The sequence below is a fragment of the Sellimonas catena genome (assembly GCF_027924685.1).
Lineage (GTDB): Bacteria > Bacillota > Clostridia > Lachnospirales > Lachnospiraceae > Sellimonas > Sellimonas catena.
Genome location: NZ_BSBO01000005.1, coordinates 40,510 through 57,060 on the forward strand (window position 1 = coordinate 40,510; position 16,551 = coordinate 57,060).

The following is a 16,551-nucleotide window of genomic DNA, read 5'->3' on the forward strand; positions in this document are numbered from 1 at the left end:
ATCAGAATTTCAGCTGCATATCATTCCATTTGGCTCCGCCGTGGCTGGAATCTGCCACTCCGTGATCTTCAAATCCAAATCCCGCATAATAATGTACCAGATGATCTTTACATGTCAGCACGACACCTTTTCTGCCGCACTCTCGCGCATGTTCAATCATCCTCTCAAGAAGACGGCCTGCAATTCCCTGTCTCCGGTACTCCGGCAGCACATCAAGGCCAAACACCGTCTGATAGTCTCCATCCGGATCATGAAGACCGGTGTCATGGTACATTTCATCCGGCAGATGCGGCTCTTTTGCCACAGCTCCATTAATAAATCCAACTACCTTTCCGTCTGCCTCTGCCACGAAAAAGCAGTCCAGGAACGCGTCCATCCGTTCCGCAATATCTTTCTCCGTCGCCGCTTCCGCCTCCGGGAAACATTCCCTTTCTATCTGAGCGAGAATTTCCGCTTCCTCTCTTTTTGCATTTCTGATAATTATTTCCATCGCTACCTCCATATTTACAGACAACAAAAAACGAATCTTGTTGCCAGATTCGTTTTCATCATACCACATTTCTGCGGTATACACTATTATTAATCACTAACTCCCTCTCTCCCTTTAGACAAATTTATTGTAGCATGTTTATTCTGTTCTTTCTATAGATTTTCCAAGTGGACAAAAAATTGGACAATCTTTTTTCCATTTACATCTGGTTTTTTTATCCTCTTTTCTTTATAATAATTCTAACACACGTTCCATAACAGAACATTATTTTAAAATCAGGAGAAAAATCTATGTCAATATTTTCGGATTTATTAGGGAAGCATATCGCTGCAAAAGCCATAAAATCAAATGAAATGGCGCAGTTCTGCGGAATTGAGCGCTCCTTTATGTATAAAATTATCAAGGGGACACGGCATGTGGCAAACATGGACACCGTTCTTCTGATGGCCGAGTATCTGCGGCTCACCCCTTCCGAACGGAATGATTTTATCGAATCCTACAAAATTTCCGTTGACGGGCTGGAAAACTACTACCGCAGGAAAAGCATTCTTGAATTATTTGAAAATTTTAAAAAATACTCTGAAATTTATTCCACCCCGACCCCTGCGCCTTTATCCTGTTTCCCGGATACTCCGGGTGTATCTACCATAACCGGGCAGAATGAAATTAACCATCAGCTGTTTTATATTCTTTTTCTGGAATCCCGGACAAACGATCCCCAGATCCGTCTTCTGATCCAGCCGGACTCGGATTTTCTGATGAATCTTCTTCCGACTCTGGGATATGAAAACAAAAACCTGTCAATCAGCCATATTATCTGTTTTAATTCCAGCGATCAGCTGACAATTAACAAGAAAAACTATAATCTGACCTGCCTGAAGAAGATTCTCCCGGTCTACTGCTGTGCATGTAAATACAATGTTTATTATTACTACGGGGAACTGGTTCATTCATCAAATGAGCTTCTTCTCTTCCCTTATCTTGTGCTTACATCCAGACACGCATTCCTTCTTTCCAGAGATATGCGTTCCGGAATTCTGTTTCAGACAGAGGAGAGCCTGCGGTTCTTTCATCAGATTTATGACCAGTATCTGGAGCACACATCTTCTTTTGGTGTTACCATGAATGATCTGCCGACCCAGCTTACTTATTTTCACAATCTCAGGGCAGATAGTGATCAGAACTACTGTTTTCAGATGCTTCCGTGTCTGACCTACTGCATTCCGGATTGCTTTTTTGAGAAATATATTTATCCGGAGCTTCCAAACCGCGATTATCTGATTTCCATGCTGAAGGATTATGTACATGATCTCAGAGAACGCTTTACATTCCACCGGATGCTGTTCATTTTCTCAGAAGAAGGGCTTCGGCGTTTTCTGGATACAGGGCGTATCCCGGAATATCCGCCGGAAGTATACCGTCCGTTTGAGCCTGCCGACCGTATTACTCTGATCAGACAATTCCTCCAGATCTGTCCGACCGGAGGAATCCGGATGCTTAAATGCAGCATCGGCGACCTTGATAACGAACTGTTCATGTATGTCAACCACCGGAACGGTTACCTGATGTTCCCGTCTTCCAATCCGGAACGGCTGATCTGCCTGGACATCACAGAACCGGGACTGCTCCACGGATTCTGCGATTTCTGTGAACATCTGGATAAAGACCTTTTCTACACAGAAGAGGAAGCGGTAGAGATCATTTCTTCGCTGATAGCAGAGACAGAACAGAACGAGGAGCTTATATAGGAGGATATATGAAGATTTTCATTTTATTGGCTGTAATTTTGCTGGGATGCAATGGGTGTGCGTCGAATAAAGCCCACATCGATAATGGCGAAACGAATCCGGCAGTATTATTAGAACTTTGTTCGGACGAAAACGTAATTCCTTCTTCAAGTTCACAAATAGAAGTGAATATGATAAATAATAGTGAACAGGACATCGCAACCGGAGAAGCCTATGAGATCGAAACCTTTCTTAATGATAAATGGACGGAAGTTCCGGTTTCGATCGTATATGAGGATATTGCCTACACTATCGCGGCAGGTGAAGAAAAAAGATTTATCTGTACGCTAGATGATGTCTCAGAAAGCGGATCCTACAGAATTAAAAAACCATATTCTATCGATACGGAAAATGCTTCTTCTTCAACCGAATATGTCTATGCAGAATTTCAAATAGGTCCTAATTAAAAAATGCCAGTTCCGGTCTTGCCGGAGCTGGCGTTTTCTGATATAAAGGGCTTATTTTGCAGTCCTTTTCTTTCTGTCTTCCATTATGATTTTCAGCAGGAATTCTCTCGCTTCATGGGCTTTTGTCTTATCCATGGCTTCCACGCCTTCCAGCGGATATTTCATTCCGAGCTGTTCGTACTTTTTCGTCCCCATCGTATGATATGGAAGCACTTCCAGCCCTTTCAGATTTCGGAAACCGGAGATCAGATGTCCCAGTGTCTCCAGCTCTTCTTTCCCGTCGGTAATACCAGGAACTACAACGTGGCGTATAATCATCGGTACCCCCGCCGTCTCCAGTGCTCTGGCAAACTCCAGCACCGGAGCCTGATCCTGTCCTGTCAGTTCCCTGTGGCCTTCCGGAAGGCTGTGTTTAATATCCAGCAGAACCAGATCCGTAACCGCAAACAGCTTCTCAAACTCTTCTTTTCTTGATTCTCTGTATACAATACCGGATGTATCCAGGCATGTATGGATCCCGGTCTCTTTCGCCTGCCTGAAAAGCTCTGTCAGAAACTCAAGCTGTAAAAGCGGCTCACCGCCCGTCGCGGTAATCCCGCCCTTTCTGTAGAACTTCTCATTATGACGATATGTTTCCAGAAGTTCCTCCACTGTCATGAGATTTCCCTGGTTCGGCTGCCAGGTGTCCGGATTATGACAGTACTTGCATCGCATCGGACACCCCTGGAAAAAGATGACAAAACGAATTCCGGGACCGTCCACGGTCCCGAAACTCTCTGTCGAATGAATATAGCCCTGATTACATTTCGTCATGGAATGTTCTGGAGATAACCTCATCCTGCTGCTCTTTTGTCAGCTTATTGAAGTTTACTGCGTATCCGGACACACGTACAGTAAGCTGCGGATATTTTTCCGGATGAGCCTGTGCATCCAGAAGTGTATCTTTTGTGAATACATTTACATTCAGATGATGTCCGCCTTTTTCAGCGTATCCATCTAATAAACCTACAAGATTGTCAATCTGAGCTTCACTGATTTTCATATGATTGTCCTCCTTATTTTATATTATTATTCTTCGTCGTCTAATGTTGCATTTGGCTCGCAGCATGCGCAGTCCGGCTCCAGCTCGAAAGCAATGTCGTCAAAAAGAATGGCGTCATCTTTTCCGAGTGCTCCCGGGATGATGGAGAAGGTATTGGAAATACCATCCTGAGCATCTTTAAACGGCAGTTTTGCTACAGAGCTTAAGGAAGCTACCGCACCATGGCTGTCTCTGTGGTGCATCGGGTTTGCTCCCGGAGCGAACGGCTCGCCGCCCTTTCTTCCATCCGGTGTAGATCCTGTATTCTTTCCGTATACAACGTTGGATGTGATCGTAAGGATGGATGTTGTCGGGATACCTCCACGGTATGTGTGATTTCCTTTTACATAGGACATAAACTCATGCACGATATCGTATGCGATCTCATCTGCACGGTCATCATCATTTCCGTATTTCGGGAAATCTCCTTCAATTTCGTAATCTACTACAATACCATTCTCGTCACGGACTGTTTTTACTTTCGCGTATTTAATCGCTGACAGGGAGTCAGCTACAACAGAAAGTCCTGCAATACCTGTCGCGAACCAGCGTGTTACCTTCTTGTCATGAAGAGCCATCTGAATTCTTTCGTAGCAGTATTTGTCATGCATGTAGTGGATGATGTTCAGTGCATTGACATATACCTGTGCAAGCCATTTCATCATGTCACTGAATTTGCTCTTTACTTCATCGTAATCCAGATATTCGGATGTGATCGGACGGTACTTCGGTCCCACCTGTTTCTTGGAAATTTCGTCCACACCACCGTTGATTGCGTAAAGCAGACATTTTGCAAGGTTTGCGCGGGCTCCGAAGAACTGCATTTCCTTACCTACGCGCATAGAGGATACGCAGCATGCGATTGCGTAGTCATCACCATGTGTCACTCTCATCAGGTCATCGTTCTCATACTGGATGGAAGAAGACTCGATGGATGTCTTCGCACAGAAACGCTTGAAGTTTTCCGGAAGTCTTGTGGACCACAGTACGGTCAGGTTCGGTTCCGGTGCTGTTCCAAGGTTCTGCAATGTATGAAGGTAACGGTAGGACATCTTTGTAACCATCGGACGTCCGTCGATTCCCATACCTCCGATCGACTCTGTTACCCATGTCGGGTCTCCGGAGAACAGTGCATTGTATTCCGGTGTTCTCGCAAATTTTACAAGACGCAGCTTCATAATGAAGTGGTCGATGAATTCCTGAATCTGCTCCTCTGTGAATGTGCCGTTTGCAAGGTCACGCTCAGCATAGATATCGAGGAATGTGGAAGTACGTCCAAGGGACATTGCCGCACCGTTCTGCTCCTTGATTGCAGCAAGGTATCCGAAATACAGCCACTGAATCGCTTCCTGTACATTTTCAGCCGGTCTGGAAATGTCAAATCCGTAGATCTGTCCCAGTTCTTTTAACTCTTTTAATGCTTTAATCTGTTCGGAGAGCTCTTCTCTTTCTCTTGTAACATCAGAGTACATGATTGTTCTTGTCGTATCTTTCTGATGCTGCTTGTCCTCGATCAGTCTGTCCACACCGTAAAGAGCAACTCTTCTGTAGTCGCCGATGATACGTCCGCGTCCGTATGCATCCGGAAGTCCTGTGATGATGTGGCTGGAACGGCACGCTCTCATCTCCGGTGTATAAGCATCAAATACTCCGTCATTGTGTGTCTTTCTATGTTTAGTGAAGAATTCAACGATTGCCGGGTCCACATGGTATCCATTTTCTTCGCATGCCTTGATTGCCATGCGGATACCGCCATATGGCTGCAGGGAACGCTTGAACGGCTTGTCTGTCTGGAAGCCTACGATCTTTTCCTTGCTTTTGTCAAGATATCCCGGTCCATGGGACGTAATGGTAGAAATAATTTTCGTGTCCATATCAAGGACTCCGCCTTTTTCGCGCTCCTGCGCGGACAGATCCATAACCTGCTCCCACAGTGCCTTTGTATCCTCTGTCGGTCCTGCAAGAAAGCTGTCATCACCTAAATACGGTGTGTAGTTTTTCTGGATGAAATCTCTTACATTGATTTCTTTTTCCCAGATGCCTCCGCGAAAAGATTCCCATTCTTTTCTCATGTTGATAATCCTCCTTCAAATATAAACCCTATACTGTTTCGAAACAACTGTTTCTGTTTCATGGGGCTATTATAGCTGATTCGTGAAATCTGTGTCAATGCGTTTCATGTACTATTTCAGGAACAATTCCTGCTTTTTGGCAAATCCTAGCGATTGTATAGGAAAAAATACAAAACCTGTGCCTTATTCATCGTTTTTCAGGAAAAAAGAACTCGTCCAGCCGGCTCTCTTCTCCAAAAATCTTGTTGTAATTGATACAGTCATCAAGCGGCAGATTCTCCTCCTCCCGGCCTCCGGATCCGTACTCGTGAAATCTGCCGTCATGTCCATAGTAGGCTGTTCCGCTGAAAGCCGGCACCTTTTCTCTTAAGTCAAGAAGATACTGCTGATATTTTGTAAGCTCTACCCCAGCCGTCTCCAGTGTCATAGCTCCGAGATAATTACTGCTTGTGACAACATCCTGCTGCTCCTCAATATCATAATTTGCCCAAATCAAAAACGGGGTCAGATAATAATTCTGGTTTTCTTCAAACGTCATTTCCTCATCTGTCTTTCCAAATACATACTCGTAAAAATCTTCGGACAATGTCGGAAGATGATCTCCAAAAAACACAACTACCGTCGGCTCATCGGACTTTTCCAGATCTTCGATCAGTTTCTGCAGTGCCCGGTCGGATTCATGAATCAGTGACATATACTGTTCCACCTGTGAATCGGTATACTCCAGCAGTTCAATCGAATTTTCATATTCTTTTGTATACGGGGAATGATTCTGCATCGTGACGCAGAATGTAAACAGTGGATCTTCCTCGTCCTTTATCATTTCCTCAATCCGGTCAAAACATGCCTCGTCCGAGATAAAATCCCGTACCATTCTTTCTCCCTGAAAATCATCAAAGCTCAGGAACCGGTCAAATCCCATCGCTTCATACGCAACTTCCCGATTATAATTTGTCGGAATAAACGGATGTATCGCGGCTGTTTTGTATCCCTGACTTTCGAGCGGCTCCACCATTGAGGCATCCAGTTTTTTCCCGAGTACTACATAAGGCGTCGAGTTGAACATCCGCATCGACGTTCCGGTCAGGAATTCAAACTCCGTCTTTCCTGTTCCTCCGCCCAGCACCGGAACCAGCAGCTTCCCTTTAATTGTATTTTCTGTCAGACTGTTATAAAATGGAATAATTTCTTCTGATACCGGGAAATCTCTGATCCAGGTCAGATCAGAAAATGTTTCATCCATGACAGCAATGATATTCGGCTTTTTGCTGCTTCCCGCATTTCCTGATTCAATCTCGTCCGATACCTGCTGCAGCTCTTCAACCGAGTATCCTTCCGGTTCCTTTACAATCGAATCTCTGGCACCGCGGATCACACACATCTGCATTCCATAATTATAAAAACTGTCTCCCGGCCGGTTCCCATTCAGAACCACGTTCCAGCTGTCCGGCTGATCGGACCATCCAAGATAGCGAATTCCTCCGACAAGCAGGAGTATACCCGCCACACGGATCAGAACTTTGGCCTTCTTTCCTTTTACAAGTTTGTATTTGTTCCCCGTATATAAAGAAGTAACAATGCTGACTATAATCACACCCACAATCAGCATATGCAGTGTCATGGAATATTCATAATCACCCGCTACCGTTGTCGCCGTCCCGACATCCAGAAATCCACAATCTGCAGCGGAAGGCCCCGGAATTCGTAAACAAAATAGCTGGCAATCGTCCAAATAAAATACATGGCACTGCACAAAAGCACTGCAAGACGAAGAGAATTGCACAACAGCAGAAAAATCAGGAACACAACGGCTGAAACACAGATACTGAGAGATACAAACTGGTACGGAATCGTAAACATCTGCGGATTATAAATCCACTCCATGATCCAGAACATTCCTGTCCCCATTGCAATCGCCAGTACCACGATGCTTCCAACCCCGAGCCGTTTGATTTTCCTCTTTTTTCTGAGAAAGAGGCAGTAAAACTGCCATAGAATTGCTCCCGCAACACCAAACAGCCAGAGAAGTACCCACTGCACGATTCTTTTTATCGAATCTCCATTTGCCGTCCTGCCAAACATTCTCCAGTTTGTCAAAAGCACAACCATGACAGCCAGCCAGATGATCGCAAGCAAAATGCTGATTACTTTTGTTTTTCTCTTTTTCCACCTTCTTCTGATCTGAAGAATTATCTTTTGTACATCCTGCCTCATACGTGCTCCCTTTCCATCACTAATCTATCTATTCCAAATCAAACTTTCGCCCTTTTGGCACAAAAAAAATCACCGCCCCCAGAGATCTCCCTCTCCAAAAACAGTGATTTAAAGTGCGCCATCAGGGGCTCGAACCCTGGACACCCTGATTAAGAGTCAGGTGCTCTACCAACTGAGCTAATGGCACATTTTGCATTTTCCATTTGTTTAACGCAAGAAAAATTATATTACATTATTCAGGAAAATGCAAGCAAAATTTAAAAATTTTTTTATTTTTTGTGAAACGCCTGAAATTCAGGGCGCCCGGGTGATACGGTTATCTCTTTCTCTTCCGGCTGTTCAACATATTTTCAGCAGCGTTCAATCTTCCGGCCATCTCCTCAGGCTCCATCATCCCTGTCATCCGCAGAACTTCTTCCCCGTCCGAAAACAAAAGAAATGCCGGAATTGCCCGGATACGGTATCTTGCGGCAAGAAGCGGATTGCTCTCCGTTTCCACTCTCCCCGCCTTGATTTTCCCGTCAAATTCTTCCGCAACCATTCCGAATATGTCTTCCATCATCGAACACTTCCCGCACCAGACTGCATAAAACTCTACCAGTACAGGCTTTTTCTCCTCCAGTACTTCCTTCCGGAAATTCTGCTCTGTCAACTCCTGCATTTGTCACACCGCCCTGACCTGCAGCCAGGATTAAATACCCTGTATAGTTCTGCACAGGATTTTTGAAGAATCCGGATCTTTTTATTCAGCCAGATATTATCGTAGCAGAATCTTCTGCACGTATGGCAGACCTTTCTTCCGCATCTTTTTCCCATTTTCCACCTGCCTGCTTTTTCTATCATCATATGCCGGATGAAGGATTCTGTTACGCGTTCCCCCTATCTTTTTCTTTCTGCAATCAGCTTGCAGATCGGATTTCCTTTGGCGGAAAACTTTGCCTCATATTCCGTCATAATATTCCCCCGGTTCAGGTCTTCGTTATGGTGCAGGTCGAAAGTATGTGCCTTCAGTTCCCAGCCGGCCTCCTGAACCTGCTCAAGAGAAAATTCAAACAGTTCTTTATTGTCCGTTTTAAACTCCACAACCCCGTCCTGCTTCAGAATATGATCATATCTCTCCCAGTACGCGGCTGACGTCAGTCTTCTCCTTGCATGACGTGCCTTTGGCCACGGATCCGAAAAATTCAGATAGATCCGGTCCACTTCCCCCGGTTCAAATACTTCTTCTATTTCAGCCGCATCCATACATACAAACCGGATGTTAGAAGGCGGTTCCTCCATGGCATCCATCCGCTCCAGCGCCCGCAGAAGCACACTGGAGTATCGCTCGATTCCAATATAATTTATTTCCGGATGTTCCAGCGCCATCGTCATCAGGAACCTGCCTTTCCCCATACCGATCTCCACACGTACCGGATGGTCATTTCCAAAGACCTCTTCCCAGTGTCCTTTCTGTTCCTTCTCATTCTTTATCACCGCTTCATGTCCGGCAATCACGTCTCTTGCCCCCGGTATATTCCGAAGTCTCATCCTATTCTCTCCTCTCTCCTGATCTCATCTGGACTTTCATTATCCCAACGCAACGTCCAGGATCATCATCAGCACAAAGCCGGCTGCAAATCCGATCGTTCCGATATTACTGTGTTCCCCTTCGCTTGCCTCCGGGATCAATTCTTCCACCACAACATAAAGCATTGCTCCGGCCGCAAAAGACAGCAGATACGGAAGCACTGGTGTAATAAATCCCGCAAGCAGAATGGTAATTCCGGCCGCCACCGGTTCCACTGCCCCGGAAAGCATCCCGTACAAAAATGCCTTTCCCTTTCCCGTTCCTTCACTTTTTAACGGCATGGAAATAATTGCTCCCTCCGGGAAGTTCTGGATCGCAATGCCGATCGACAGCGCAAACGCACCTGCCATTGTAATTTCTGTGTTCCGCGAGAGCATCCCCGCGAAAACCACGCCGACCGCCATTCCTTCCGGAATATTATGAAGTGTGACGGCAAGGACAAGCATGGTTGTTTTTTTTAAAGAACATTTCGGTCCCTCTGACTTCTCCGCCCCCATGTGAAGGTGCGGTACCGCCTGATCCATCATAAGTAGGAAGAAAATCCCAAGCAGAAATCCAGCTGCCGCCGGAATAAACGCATATTTTCCCATGTTTTCCGACATTTCCATCGATGGAATCAACAGTGACCATACCGATGCCGCCACCATCACTCCGGACGCAAATCCAAGAAGTATCTTCTGAATAAGCGGTTTCATCTGGCCTTTCATAAAAAAAACACACGCCGAACCAAGCGTGGTCCCTATAAACGGTAACAACAGTCCTGCTGCAAGCTGCATATCTTCATCCCTCCTGTCAGTTAGTATATGATATCATCCACATTCTGCTACATCAAAGCCGGATAATCAGTCCCGGAACCGGTGGATGATTCGGACGATTGTAATATGAGCTCATTATAACCAGATATTTTTTGCTGTCAAGACCTTTCAGATATTCCATCAAAGCTTCCTTCTCCTCAAATCCACTGTCTTTCCCGCTGTAGATACAAAGACTGATAATTCCTCCCTTTTTCAGAAGCTCCAGACTCTGTTCAACTGCCTCCAGACTTGTCTGCGCTTTTGTGGCAAGATCATGTGCCCCTCCCGGAAGATAGCCAAAGTTAAACACAACACAGGAGACACTTCCATAACCGTCCTGCGTCTTCTCCAGCATTTTTCGGCAGTCCGGGTCCTCTGCCAGCTGTTCTCTCATCTTTTCATGTCCGCAGCAGAAAATTCTGACCTTTTCTTCCACGCCGGCCTCCCTCAGCCGTTCTTTTGTCTTCTCTACCGCCTGTTCCTGGATGTCAAATCCCGCTGTCAGTCCATCACTGCCTGCCAGCCTGCATAAAAGCAACGTATCATGTCCATTTCCACAGGTGGCATCAATACAGTAGTCCCCATCCTTAACCTGTTCTTCGATAAACCGGTGGCACCACTGTGTAATCTGGTAATTTTCCATATCGACCCTCCATTTTTAAACCACACAAAATCAGGCTCGCCTGCAAAGCCTTCATGCACCTTCCAGACGGGCCTGATCATTTTTCCTGTCAACTGCAGTAATCAGAACTCAAATACTGCCACACCGTATGGTGGAAGTTTATATGCAAAGGAATACGGTCTTCCATCGCACTCCTGCTTCACAGCCTTATAAACAAGCGGCCGGTCCTCGCCCTTTCCTCCATACTGTTTTTCATCACTGTTTAATATCAGCTTGTACTGCTTTCTGCGCGGCACACCTACGCGGTAGTCCGCCCATTCCATCGGCGTGAAGTTGCAGACAAAAAGCAGATTCTTTTTATTATTTCTGGAATGACGGATAAAGCTGAAAATACTTCTGTATCCGTCGTTCGCATTTACCCACTCAAAACCATATCCGACAGTGTCCTGCTCATACATGGCTTTGTTCTTTTTGTAAAGCTTCAGAAGATCTCTTGTAAACGCCTGCAGATACTGATGCTCCGGCTCTTCCAGCAGATACCAGTCAAGCTCTCTTTCCTCACTCCACTCTCTAAGCTGCGCGAAATCCTGCCCCATAAACAGAAGCTTCTTCCCCGGATGCCCCATCATAAATGCGTATCCGACTTTCAGATTCGCATATTTATCAAATCCGAGTCCCGGCATCTTATTGAGCATCGAACACTTCAAATGGACGACCTCATCATGTGAAAGTACAAGAACATATTTCTCACTGTAAGCATAGGTCATCGCAAATGTCATCTGATTGTGGTGCTCTTTCCGGAAATAAGGATCCAGCTTCATATATTCCAGAAAATCGTGCATCCAGCCCATGTTCCATTTCAGGCTGAATCCCAGTCCATCGTCTTCCGGTTTTCCTGTCACTTTAGGCCATGCGGTAGACTCTTCCGCAATCATGACCGCTCCCGGATTTCGTCCAAGAACAACCGAATTTAAATGCTTGAAAAACTCGATCGCCTCCAGATTCTGATTACCTCCATATTTGTTGGCAACCCACTGACCGTCCTGCTTTCCATAATCCAGGTACAGCATCGATGCAACTGCGTCGACACGAAGCCCGTCCACATGGAAATGTTCCATCCAGAACAACGCATTGCTGATCAGGAAATTTTTTACCTCAGACTTGCCGTAGTCAAAAATCTTCGTACCCCAGTCAGGGTGCTCACCTTTTCTCGGATCCGCATATTCATAAACCGCTGTACCGTCAAAATCCGCAAGTCCGTGCGCGTCTCTTGGAAAATGAGCCGGTACCCAGTCCAGAATAACCCCGATTTTATTTTTGTGGAAGTAGTTGATCATATACGCAAAATCTTCCGGGGTTCCATATCTGGAAGTCGGCGCAAAATATCCTGTTACCTGGTATCCCCAGGAGCCGTCATACGGGTGCTCTGCGATTCCCATCAATTCAATGTGGGTATATCCCATCTCTTTCATATATTTCACAGCTTCCACTGCAAACTCACGGTAGTTGTAAAAGCGCTCCTCTTCTTCTCCCGGATGCTGTTTCCAGGAACCAATGTGCGCTTCATAGATAGACATCGGACTCTCATCCATGTTCCAGGTAGTCCTCTTTTCCATCCACGCACTGTCGCTCCATTTCAGATTTGATATGTCATGCACTTTCGAAGCGGTTCCAGGCCTTACTTCCGCATAATTCGCGAACGGATCAGCCTTGTAGAGGAAGTCTCCGGTCTTCGTCTCAATACAGTACTTATAGATCATATCCTCTTCGATCCCCTGAATAAAGCAGGTATAGATCCCAAGCGGCTCTTCTCTTACCATCGGATTTTTATCCTTGTCCCAGTTGTTAAAATCACCTACAACCGAAACTGCCTTCGCATTCGGCGCCCAGACTGCAAAATACGCACCTTTTCTGCGTCCATCCGTAACAAGATGGGATCCCATTTTTTTATATAAATCATAATGAGTTCCTTGCCCAAATAAGTACTGATCCAGTTCTCCTATCTCATATGGTTTTTTCTTTTTTGTTCTCGCCATACTATCCACCTTCTCACAAAAAATCTAAGTTTATTATACTTTAGGGATGGATAAAAAGAAAGAGTTTTAACAAAGTTTTTCACTTTATCAAAACTCTTTTCGTCATTTTATACAATTATTGTCGATTATCTTTAATGTTTGAAATCATCCTCTTTCAGAATAATTCTGTCAGTTTCATCTGTGCTCTTTCCGAATACCCTCTTCATCAGATGTTTTACATTCGCTTTCTGGGAATGGGCAATCGCGTCATCCATGATCTCCTTCACTTCAGCTACTGTCACAAAGTGGTCTTCTTTCTGAAGTACATCGATACGACTGTAAAGAGCAAGAATTCCCATTTCATCAATCCGGTATCCGTTTTCTTTTGCATATGTCTGGCCGAACGTAACAAGCTCATCATTGATAAAGATCGGAAGTTCCACACGGGAAGTAAATTTTCTGCGGAAGTCCGGATACTCAGAAAGCATTTTCTCCATCGGACGTCTCTCATCTTCCAGAATAAACAGCATCTCTCCGGTCTGCTCTTCCATTAATCCTGTCAATTCATCAATGGTTTTATCATTCATTTTACTTGCTTTTTCAATAATCAGCGCACCACCGCTGAGCTTCTGGATAATACTGATCAGGTTCTTCTTATTCAGTGCGTCTCCGGTGATAATCGCAACCTTGCCCTGCTTCATCCTGCGCTGCTTCTGAATCGCTTTTACAATATCAACCGCAAGTACAGTCTTACCGGATCCTTTGTGTCCGATTACAAGAATATTTCCTGTTCTGGAAGTTCCATACCGCTTTCTGCAGTTTCTGTCCTGCTCGAGAACATCGACAAGCTGCTCACTCATTCCACGGATCGGTACAAAATAGGAGAACAGTTTTTTCTGCTCCTCTGTCAAACCAAGCTTCAGACCGATTTCACTTGTTGCGCTCAAGTCATATCTTCCCTGAACAATAAATCCTGTATCAAAGGAAGATCCGCCGGAAGATCTGGAGTCTTCGTCTTCATCCGGTTCCTCGATTTCCAGAACCTCTTCTTTTTCCGGCTCCTGTTCCGCCGCTTCCTCTTCCTCTTCTTCCTGATCTGACTCTTCTACCTCTTCTTCATAGTCAGAATCATCCTCTTCAAAATCGGATTCTTCGTCCTCATACTCCTCTTCCATGGACTCCTCTTCAGCGTACTCGTCCTCGTCGTACTCCTCTTCAGCGTACTCGTCCTCGTCATACTCCTCTTCGGCGTACTCGTCCTCGTCATACTCCTCTTCAGCGTACTCGTCCTCGTCATACTCTTCTTCGGCGTACTCGTCCTCGTCATACTCTTCTTCGGCGTACTCGTCCTCGTCGTACTCTTCTTCGGCGTACTCGTCCTCGTCATACTCCTCTTCGGCGTACTCGTCCTCGTCATACTCCTCTTCGGTATACTCGTCCTCATCATACTCCTCTTCGGCGTACTCGTCCTCGTCATACTCCTCCTCAGCGTACTCGTCTTCGTCGTGCTCTTCTTCGGCGTACTCGTCCTCAGGACTTTCTTCTTCGACAGATTCATCCGGTTCTGTTTCAGTTTCTGTCTCTTCTTCTGTCTGATCTTTCATCGACTCGGAAAGTCTTGCAAGAGACTCTGTCGTGCCGCCGACAGCCTCTTCTCTTTCTTTTTCTTCCGCTTCCATCTCGCTGAGAAGTCTTTGAATATCTTCTGAAAGTATCGTCGCTGTATCCTTGGAAACTGTTTCCTGCTTTGCTTTTTCTTCCTCTGCTTTTGCCTCTGCTTCGCGCCGTTTTTCTTCAATAACGGCTGCATTTTTCCTTTGTCTTTCTTCCCATTGACGAAGGATCTCTTCTATTTTCATCTGGCCTGTTTCGTACACGTCTCCCTCTCCTTTTTCGAACATCTGCTTCACTTCTGTTATCGTCTTATTTCCTCCGACAGCCATTCCAAGCAGAAAGGCTCCTGTCAGCGCTTTTGAAGAATCTGCTTTCAGAATCAGTGTTTCTCTTTTCCCCTGGTCCTGAAGCATCGAAATCACCTGCTCAAAATCTACTGTCTTTTCCGGTTCTCCCTGAACCTCTTTCTGATTTTCCGCCGGAATCTCCTCAACCTTTACCTGCTCTTCTTTTTCCGGCTTCCTTGTCTGTGCTTCTTCCACAGCGGCAGTCAGGTTTCCGGATTCTTCCTCATTCCCCGCTTTTCGATATTTCTTTTGTTGCTGCGGCGTCAGAGGTTTATATTTCATTTTCAGCTCCATCGCCTTTTGTACAAAAGCTCCGTCACTGAACCACAGAATCAGATCGTCACACTCTTCGAGGCACTCGGTTGTCATTCCCGCCTGATCGTAAAGCTCTGCAAGCTCATATGCCCATTTTTCAATATATTCCGCTTTTTTAAATTCTTCCAGCACATGAATCTGTTCCTTAATCGGGGCGTTCTGCACCTTTAAAATCTTATACTTTAATATGTACTGGTTCGGATCCTTCGGAGCCATACTCACAAATTCGTCATAGCAGTCCAGCGCTTCCTCCGTCTCCCCCAGCCGAAGCGCCAGAGTCCCCAGGCGGTATACAATCTTCCTGCTCCCCGGACTTCTGTCATATGCAATAAAAAGGATCTCTCTGCTCTTCTGATACTCCCCGGTATATTCGTAAATTTCACTTACAGTACAAAGCATTGACGCATTTTTTACTCGCTTCCAGTCGATCGTATCTGCGATCTCCTTTGCCTTGTCGTAGGATCTTGTCTGGACGTACTTCATCATTTGTTCCGTTTTTTCACGATACTCGTATTTATCCAATGTCATTCACCTCATTAATTACTTGCTTTTGCAGCGATTCCTTACCAGCCTTCTATACGCAAGAATGATATATCTTTTCATTTTCTTAGTGTATCATACCAACCTGTCAATGTCAAAAAAATGGGAGTGTTTTTTTCTTAATTATTACAAAACTATTACGCAAAAAAAGTAGCCATTATAACGTTTTTTCTTATAATGGCTACTCTAACTATTCAATTTTTTCATATTCTATATTCTCTTACCGGAGGAATCTTTCTTTTGATCTACCGGTTCCCAAAAGCCTTTTTTATTTTATATTCGATATATAACTCAAAGTCTCTGATTAATTTTCCGCTAATGTAATCTTTGATCTCAGATCTTTTACTTCCTTTTATAATGTATTTAATTTTGTTGACTTTTCGGATCTTCTGCCGATATATCAGATTCATATAACTTAGAGAAACTCTCTTTCTTATTTCAATCTTCTTATGGGTTCTGCTCCTTGGCTTCCTCCCCTGTTAATATCCGCATACTACGTCTTCATTCATCAACTCATATTAAATATAAAATAAATGGTTAATAAAATTTCTGATGGTTATGCGATGTTTCTTTACACATCTTCTAACTCTTTGAACTATTGACTGATGTGGTATCATCCTCAATATGTCTTACAGATCTTTCAATCACAAATTCCAGTTTCTAACAACTCCGATATACTTTGT

General features: G+C 44.8%; 14 protein-coding genes and 1 tRNA gene. 2 read left to right on the top strand and 13 right to left on the bottom strand.

Annotated features, from left to right (window positions below):
* Window position 1: 1 nt before the first annotated feature.
* Window positions 2–490, bottom strand: coding sequence for a GNAT family N-acetyltransferase (locus Selli1_RS03525; RefSeq protein ID WP_087166610.1), 489 nt, complete (start codon window positions 488–490; stop codon window positions 2–4).
* A gap of 290 nt (window positions 491–780) precedes the next feature.
* Here Selli1_RS03525 and Selli1_RS03530 point away from each other — a divergent pair, with 290 nt between their 5' ends.
* Together Selli1_RS03530 and Selli1_RS03535 are read left to right on the top strand one after the other, a co-directional pair.
* The gene (locus Selli1_RS03530) at window positions 781–2,238 is read left to right on the top strand and encodes an XRE family transcriptional regulator (protein ID WP_281872316.1); all 1,458 of its coding nucleotides are present in this window, start codon (window positions 781–783) and stop codon (window positions 2,236–2,238) included.
* 8 nt (window positions 2,239–2,246) lie between these two features.
* Window positions 2,247–2,684, top strand: a complete 438-nt coding sequence (locus tag Selli1_RS03535; RefSeq protein WP_281872318.1) for an immunoglobulin-like domain-containing protein — start codon at window positions 2,247–2,249, stop codon at window positions 2,682–2,684.
* A gap of 51 nt (window positions 2,685–2,735) precedes the next feature.
* Here the strand turns inward: Selli1_RS03535 and pflA are convergent, their stop codons facing one another.
* The 12 genes from pflA to Selli1_RS03595 form a co-directional block, all read right to left on the bottom strand.
* Window positions 2,736–3,521, bottom strand: a complete 786-nt coding sequence (gene pflA / locus Selli1_RS03540; RefSeq protein WP_243128470.1) for a pyruvate formate-lyase-activating protein — start codon at window positions 3,519–3,521, stop codon at window positions 2,736–2,738.
* Window positions 3,484–3,726 carry an autonomous glycyl radical cofactor GrcA3 gene (grcA3, locus tag Selli1_RS03545; protein WP_024734038.1) on the bottom strand — a complete coding sequence of 81 codons (243 nt, stop codon included), beginning with the start codon at window positions 3,724–3,726 and terminating at the stop codon, window positions 3,484–3,486. Before grcA3 ends, pflA begins: the two co-directional genes overlap by 38 nt.
* A gap of 26 nt (window positions 3,727–3,752) precedes the next feature.
* Window positions 3,753–5,837 carry a formate C-acetyltransferase gene (gene pflB, locus Selli1_RS03550; RefSeq protein WP_087166607.1) on the bottom strand — a complete coding sequence of 695 codons (2,085 nt, stop codon included), beginning with the start codon at window positions 5,835–5,837 and terminating at the stop codon, window positions 3,753–3,755.
* Window positions 5,838–6,024: 187 nt separating this feature from the next.
* A complete protein-coding gene (locus Selli1_RS03555; RefSeq protein WP_281872321.1) occupies window positions 6,025–7,458 on the bottom strand; it encodes an LTA synthase family protein in 1,434 nt (477 codons plus the stop codon).
* A 20-nt stretch (window positions 7,459–7,478) separates the two neighbouring features.
* A complete protein-coding gene (locus Selli1_RS03560; RefSeq protein ID WP_281872323.1) occupies window positions 7,479–8,051 on the bottom strand; it encodes a hypothetical protein in 573 nt (190 codons plus the stop codon).
* A gap of 114 nt (window positions 8,052–8,165) precedes the next feature.
* Window positions 8,166–8,238: transfer RNA gene (locus Selli1_RS03565), tRNA-Lys, on the bottom strand.
* Between the two features lie 129 nt (window positions 8,239–8,367).
* Window positions 8,368–8,712 (bottom strand): thioredoxin family protein, encoded by a 345-nt coding sequence (locus tag Selli1_RS03570; protein ID WP_087166605.1) that lies wholly within the window; start codon window positions 8,710–8,712, stop codon window positions 8,368–8,370.
* Between the two features lie 218 nt (window positions 8,713–8,930).
* On the bottom strand, window positions 8,931–9,581 hold the full coding sequence (trmB, locus tag Selli1_RS03575) for a tRNA (guanosine(46)-N7)-methyltransferase TrmB (RefSeq protein ID WP_087251857.1): 651 nt from the start codon (window positions 9,579–9,581) through the stop codon (window positions 8,931–8,933).
* A 39-nt stretch (window positions 9,582–9,620) separates the two neighbouring features.
* A complete protein-coding gene (locus Selli1_RS03580) occupies window positions 9,621–10,397 on the bottom strand; it encodes a ZIP family metal transporter (protein WP_087166602.1) in 777 nt (258 codons plus the stop codon).
* 52 nt (window positions 10,398–10,449) lie between these two features.
* A complete protein-coding gene (gene mnmM / locus Selli1_RS03585) occupies window positions 10,450–11,058 on the bottom strand; it encodes a tRNA 5-(aminomethyl)-2-thiouridylate-methyltransferase MnmM (RefSeq protein WP_138372597.1) in 609 nt (202 codons plus the stop codon).
* A gap of 101 nt (window positions 11,059–11,159) precedes the next feature.
* Window positions 11,160–13,073: a 1,4-alpha-glucan branching protein GlgB gene (gene glgB / locus Selli1_RS03590; RefSeq protein WP_087166600.1), complete on the bottom strand. Its 1,914-nt coding sequence runs from the start codon at window positions 13,071–13,073 to the stop codon at window positions 11,160–11,162.
* A gap of 131 nt (window positions 13,074–13,204) precedes the next feature.
* Window positions 13,205–15,850, bottom strand: coding sequence for a hypothetical protein (locus tag Selli1_RS03595; protein ID WP_405594913.1), 2,646 nt, complete (start codon window positions 15,848–15,850; stop codon window positions 13,205–13,207).
* Window positions 15,851–16,551: the final 701 nt, after the last annotated feature.

What these genes read in the sequence shown, in the direction of transcription:
- Selli1_RS03525 (WP_087166610.1), bottom strand. Translation starts at nt 490, where the DNA reads ATGGAAATAATTATCAGAAATGCAAAAAGAGAGGAAGCGGAAATTCTC.
- Selli1_RS03530 (WP_281872316.1), top strand. Translation starts at nt 781, where the DNA reads ATGTCAATATTTTCGGATTTATTAGGGAAGCATATCGCTGCAAAAGCC.
- Selli1_RS03535 (WP_281872318.1), top strand. Translation starts at nt 2,247, where the DNA reads ATGAAGATTTTCATTTTATTGGCTGTAATTTTGCTGGGATGCAATGGG.
- pflA (WP_243128470.1), bottom strand. Translation starts at nt 3,521, where the DNA reads ATGAGGTTATCTCCAGAACATTCCATGACGAAATGTAATCAGGGCTAT.
- grcA3 (WP_024734038.1), bottom strand. Translation starts at nt 3,726, where the DNA reads ATGAAAATCAGTGAAGCTCAGATTGACAATCTTGTAGGTTTATTAGAT.
- pflB (WP_087166607.1), bottom strand. Translation starts at nt 5,837, where the DNA reads ATGAGAAAAGAATGGGAATCTTTTCGCGGAGGCATCTGGGAAAAAGAA.
- Selli1_RS03555 (WP_281872321.1), bottom strand. Translation starts at nt 7,458, where the DNA reads ATGACACTGCATATGCTGATTGTGGGTGTGATTATAGTCAGCATTGTT.
- Selli1_RS03560 (WP_281872323.1), bottom strand. Translation starts at nt 8,051, where the DNA reads ATGAGGCAGGATGTACAAAAGATAATTCTTCAGATCAGAAGAAGGTGG.
- Selli1_RS03570 (WP_087166605.1), bottom strand. Translation starts at nt 8,712, where the DNA reads ATGCAGGAGTTGACAGAGCAGAATTTCCGGAAGGAAGTACTGGAGGAG.
- trmB (WP_087251857.1), bottom strand. Translation starts at nt 9,581, where the DNA reads ATGAGACTTCGGAATATACCGGGGGCAAGAGACGTGATTGCCGGACAT.
- Selli1_RS03580 (WP_087166602.1), bottom strand. Translation starts at nt 10,397, where the DNA reads ATGCAGCTTGCAGCAGGACTGTTGTTACCGTTTATAGGGACCACGCTT.
- mnmM (WP_138372597.1), bottom strand. Translation starts at nt 11,058, where the DNA reads ATGGAAAATTACCAGATTACACAGTGGTGCCACCGGTTTATCGAAGAA.
- glgB (WP_087166600.1), bottom strand. Translation starts at nt 13,073, where the DNA reads ATGGCGAGAACAAAAAAGAAAAAACCATATGAGATAGGAGAACTGGAT.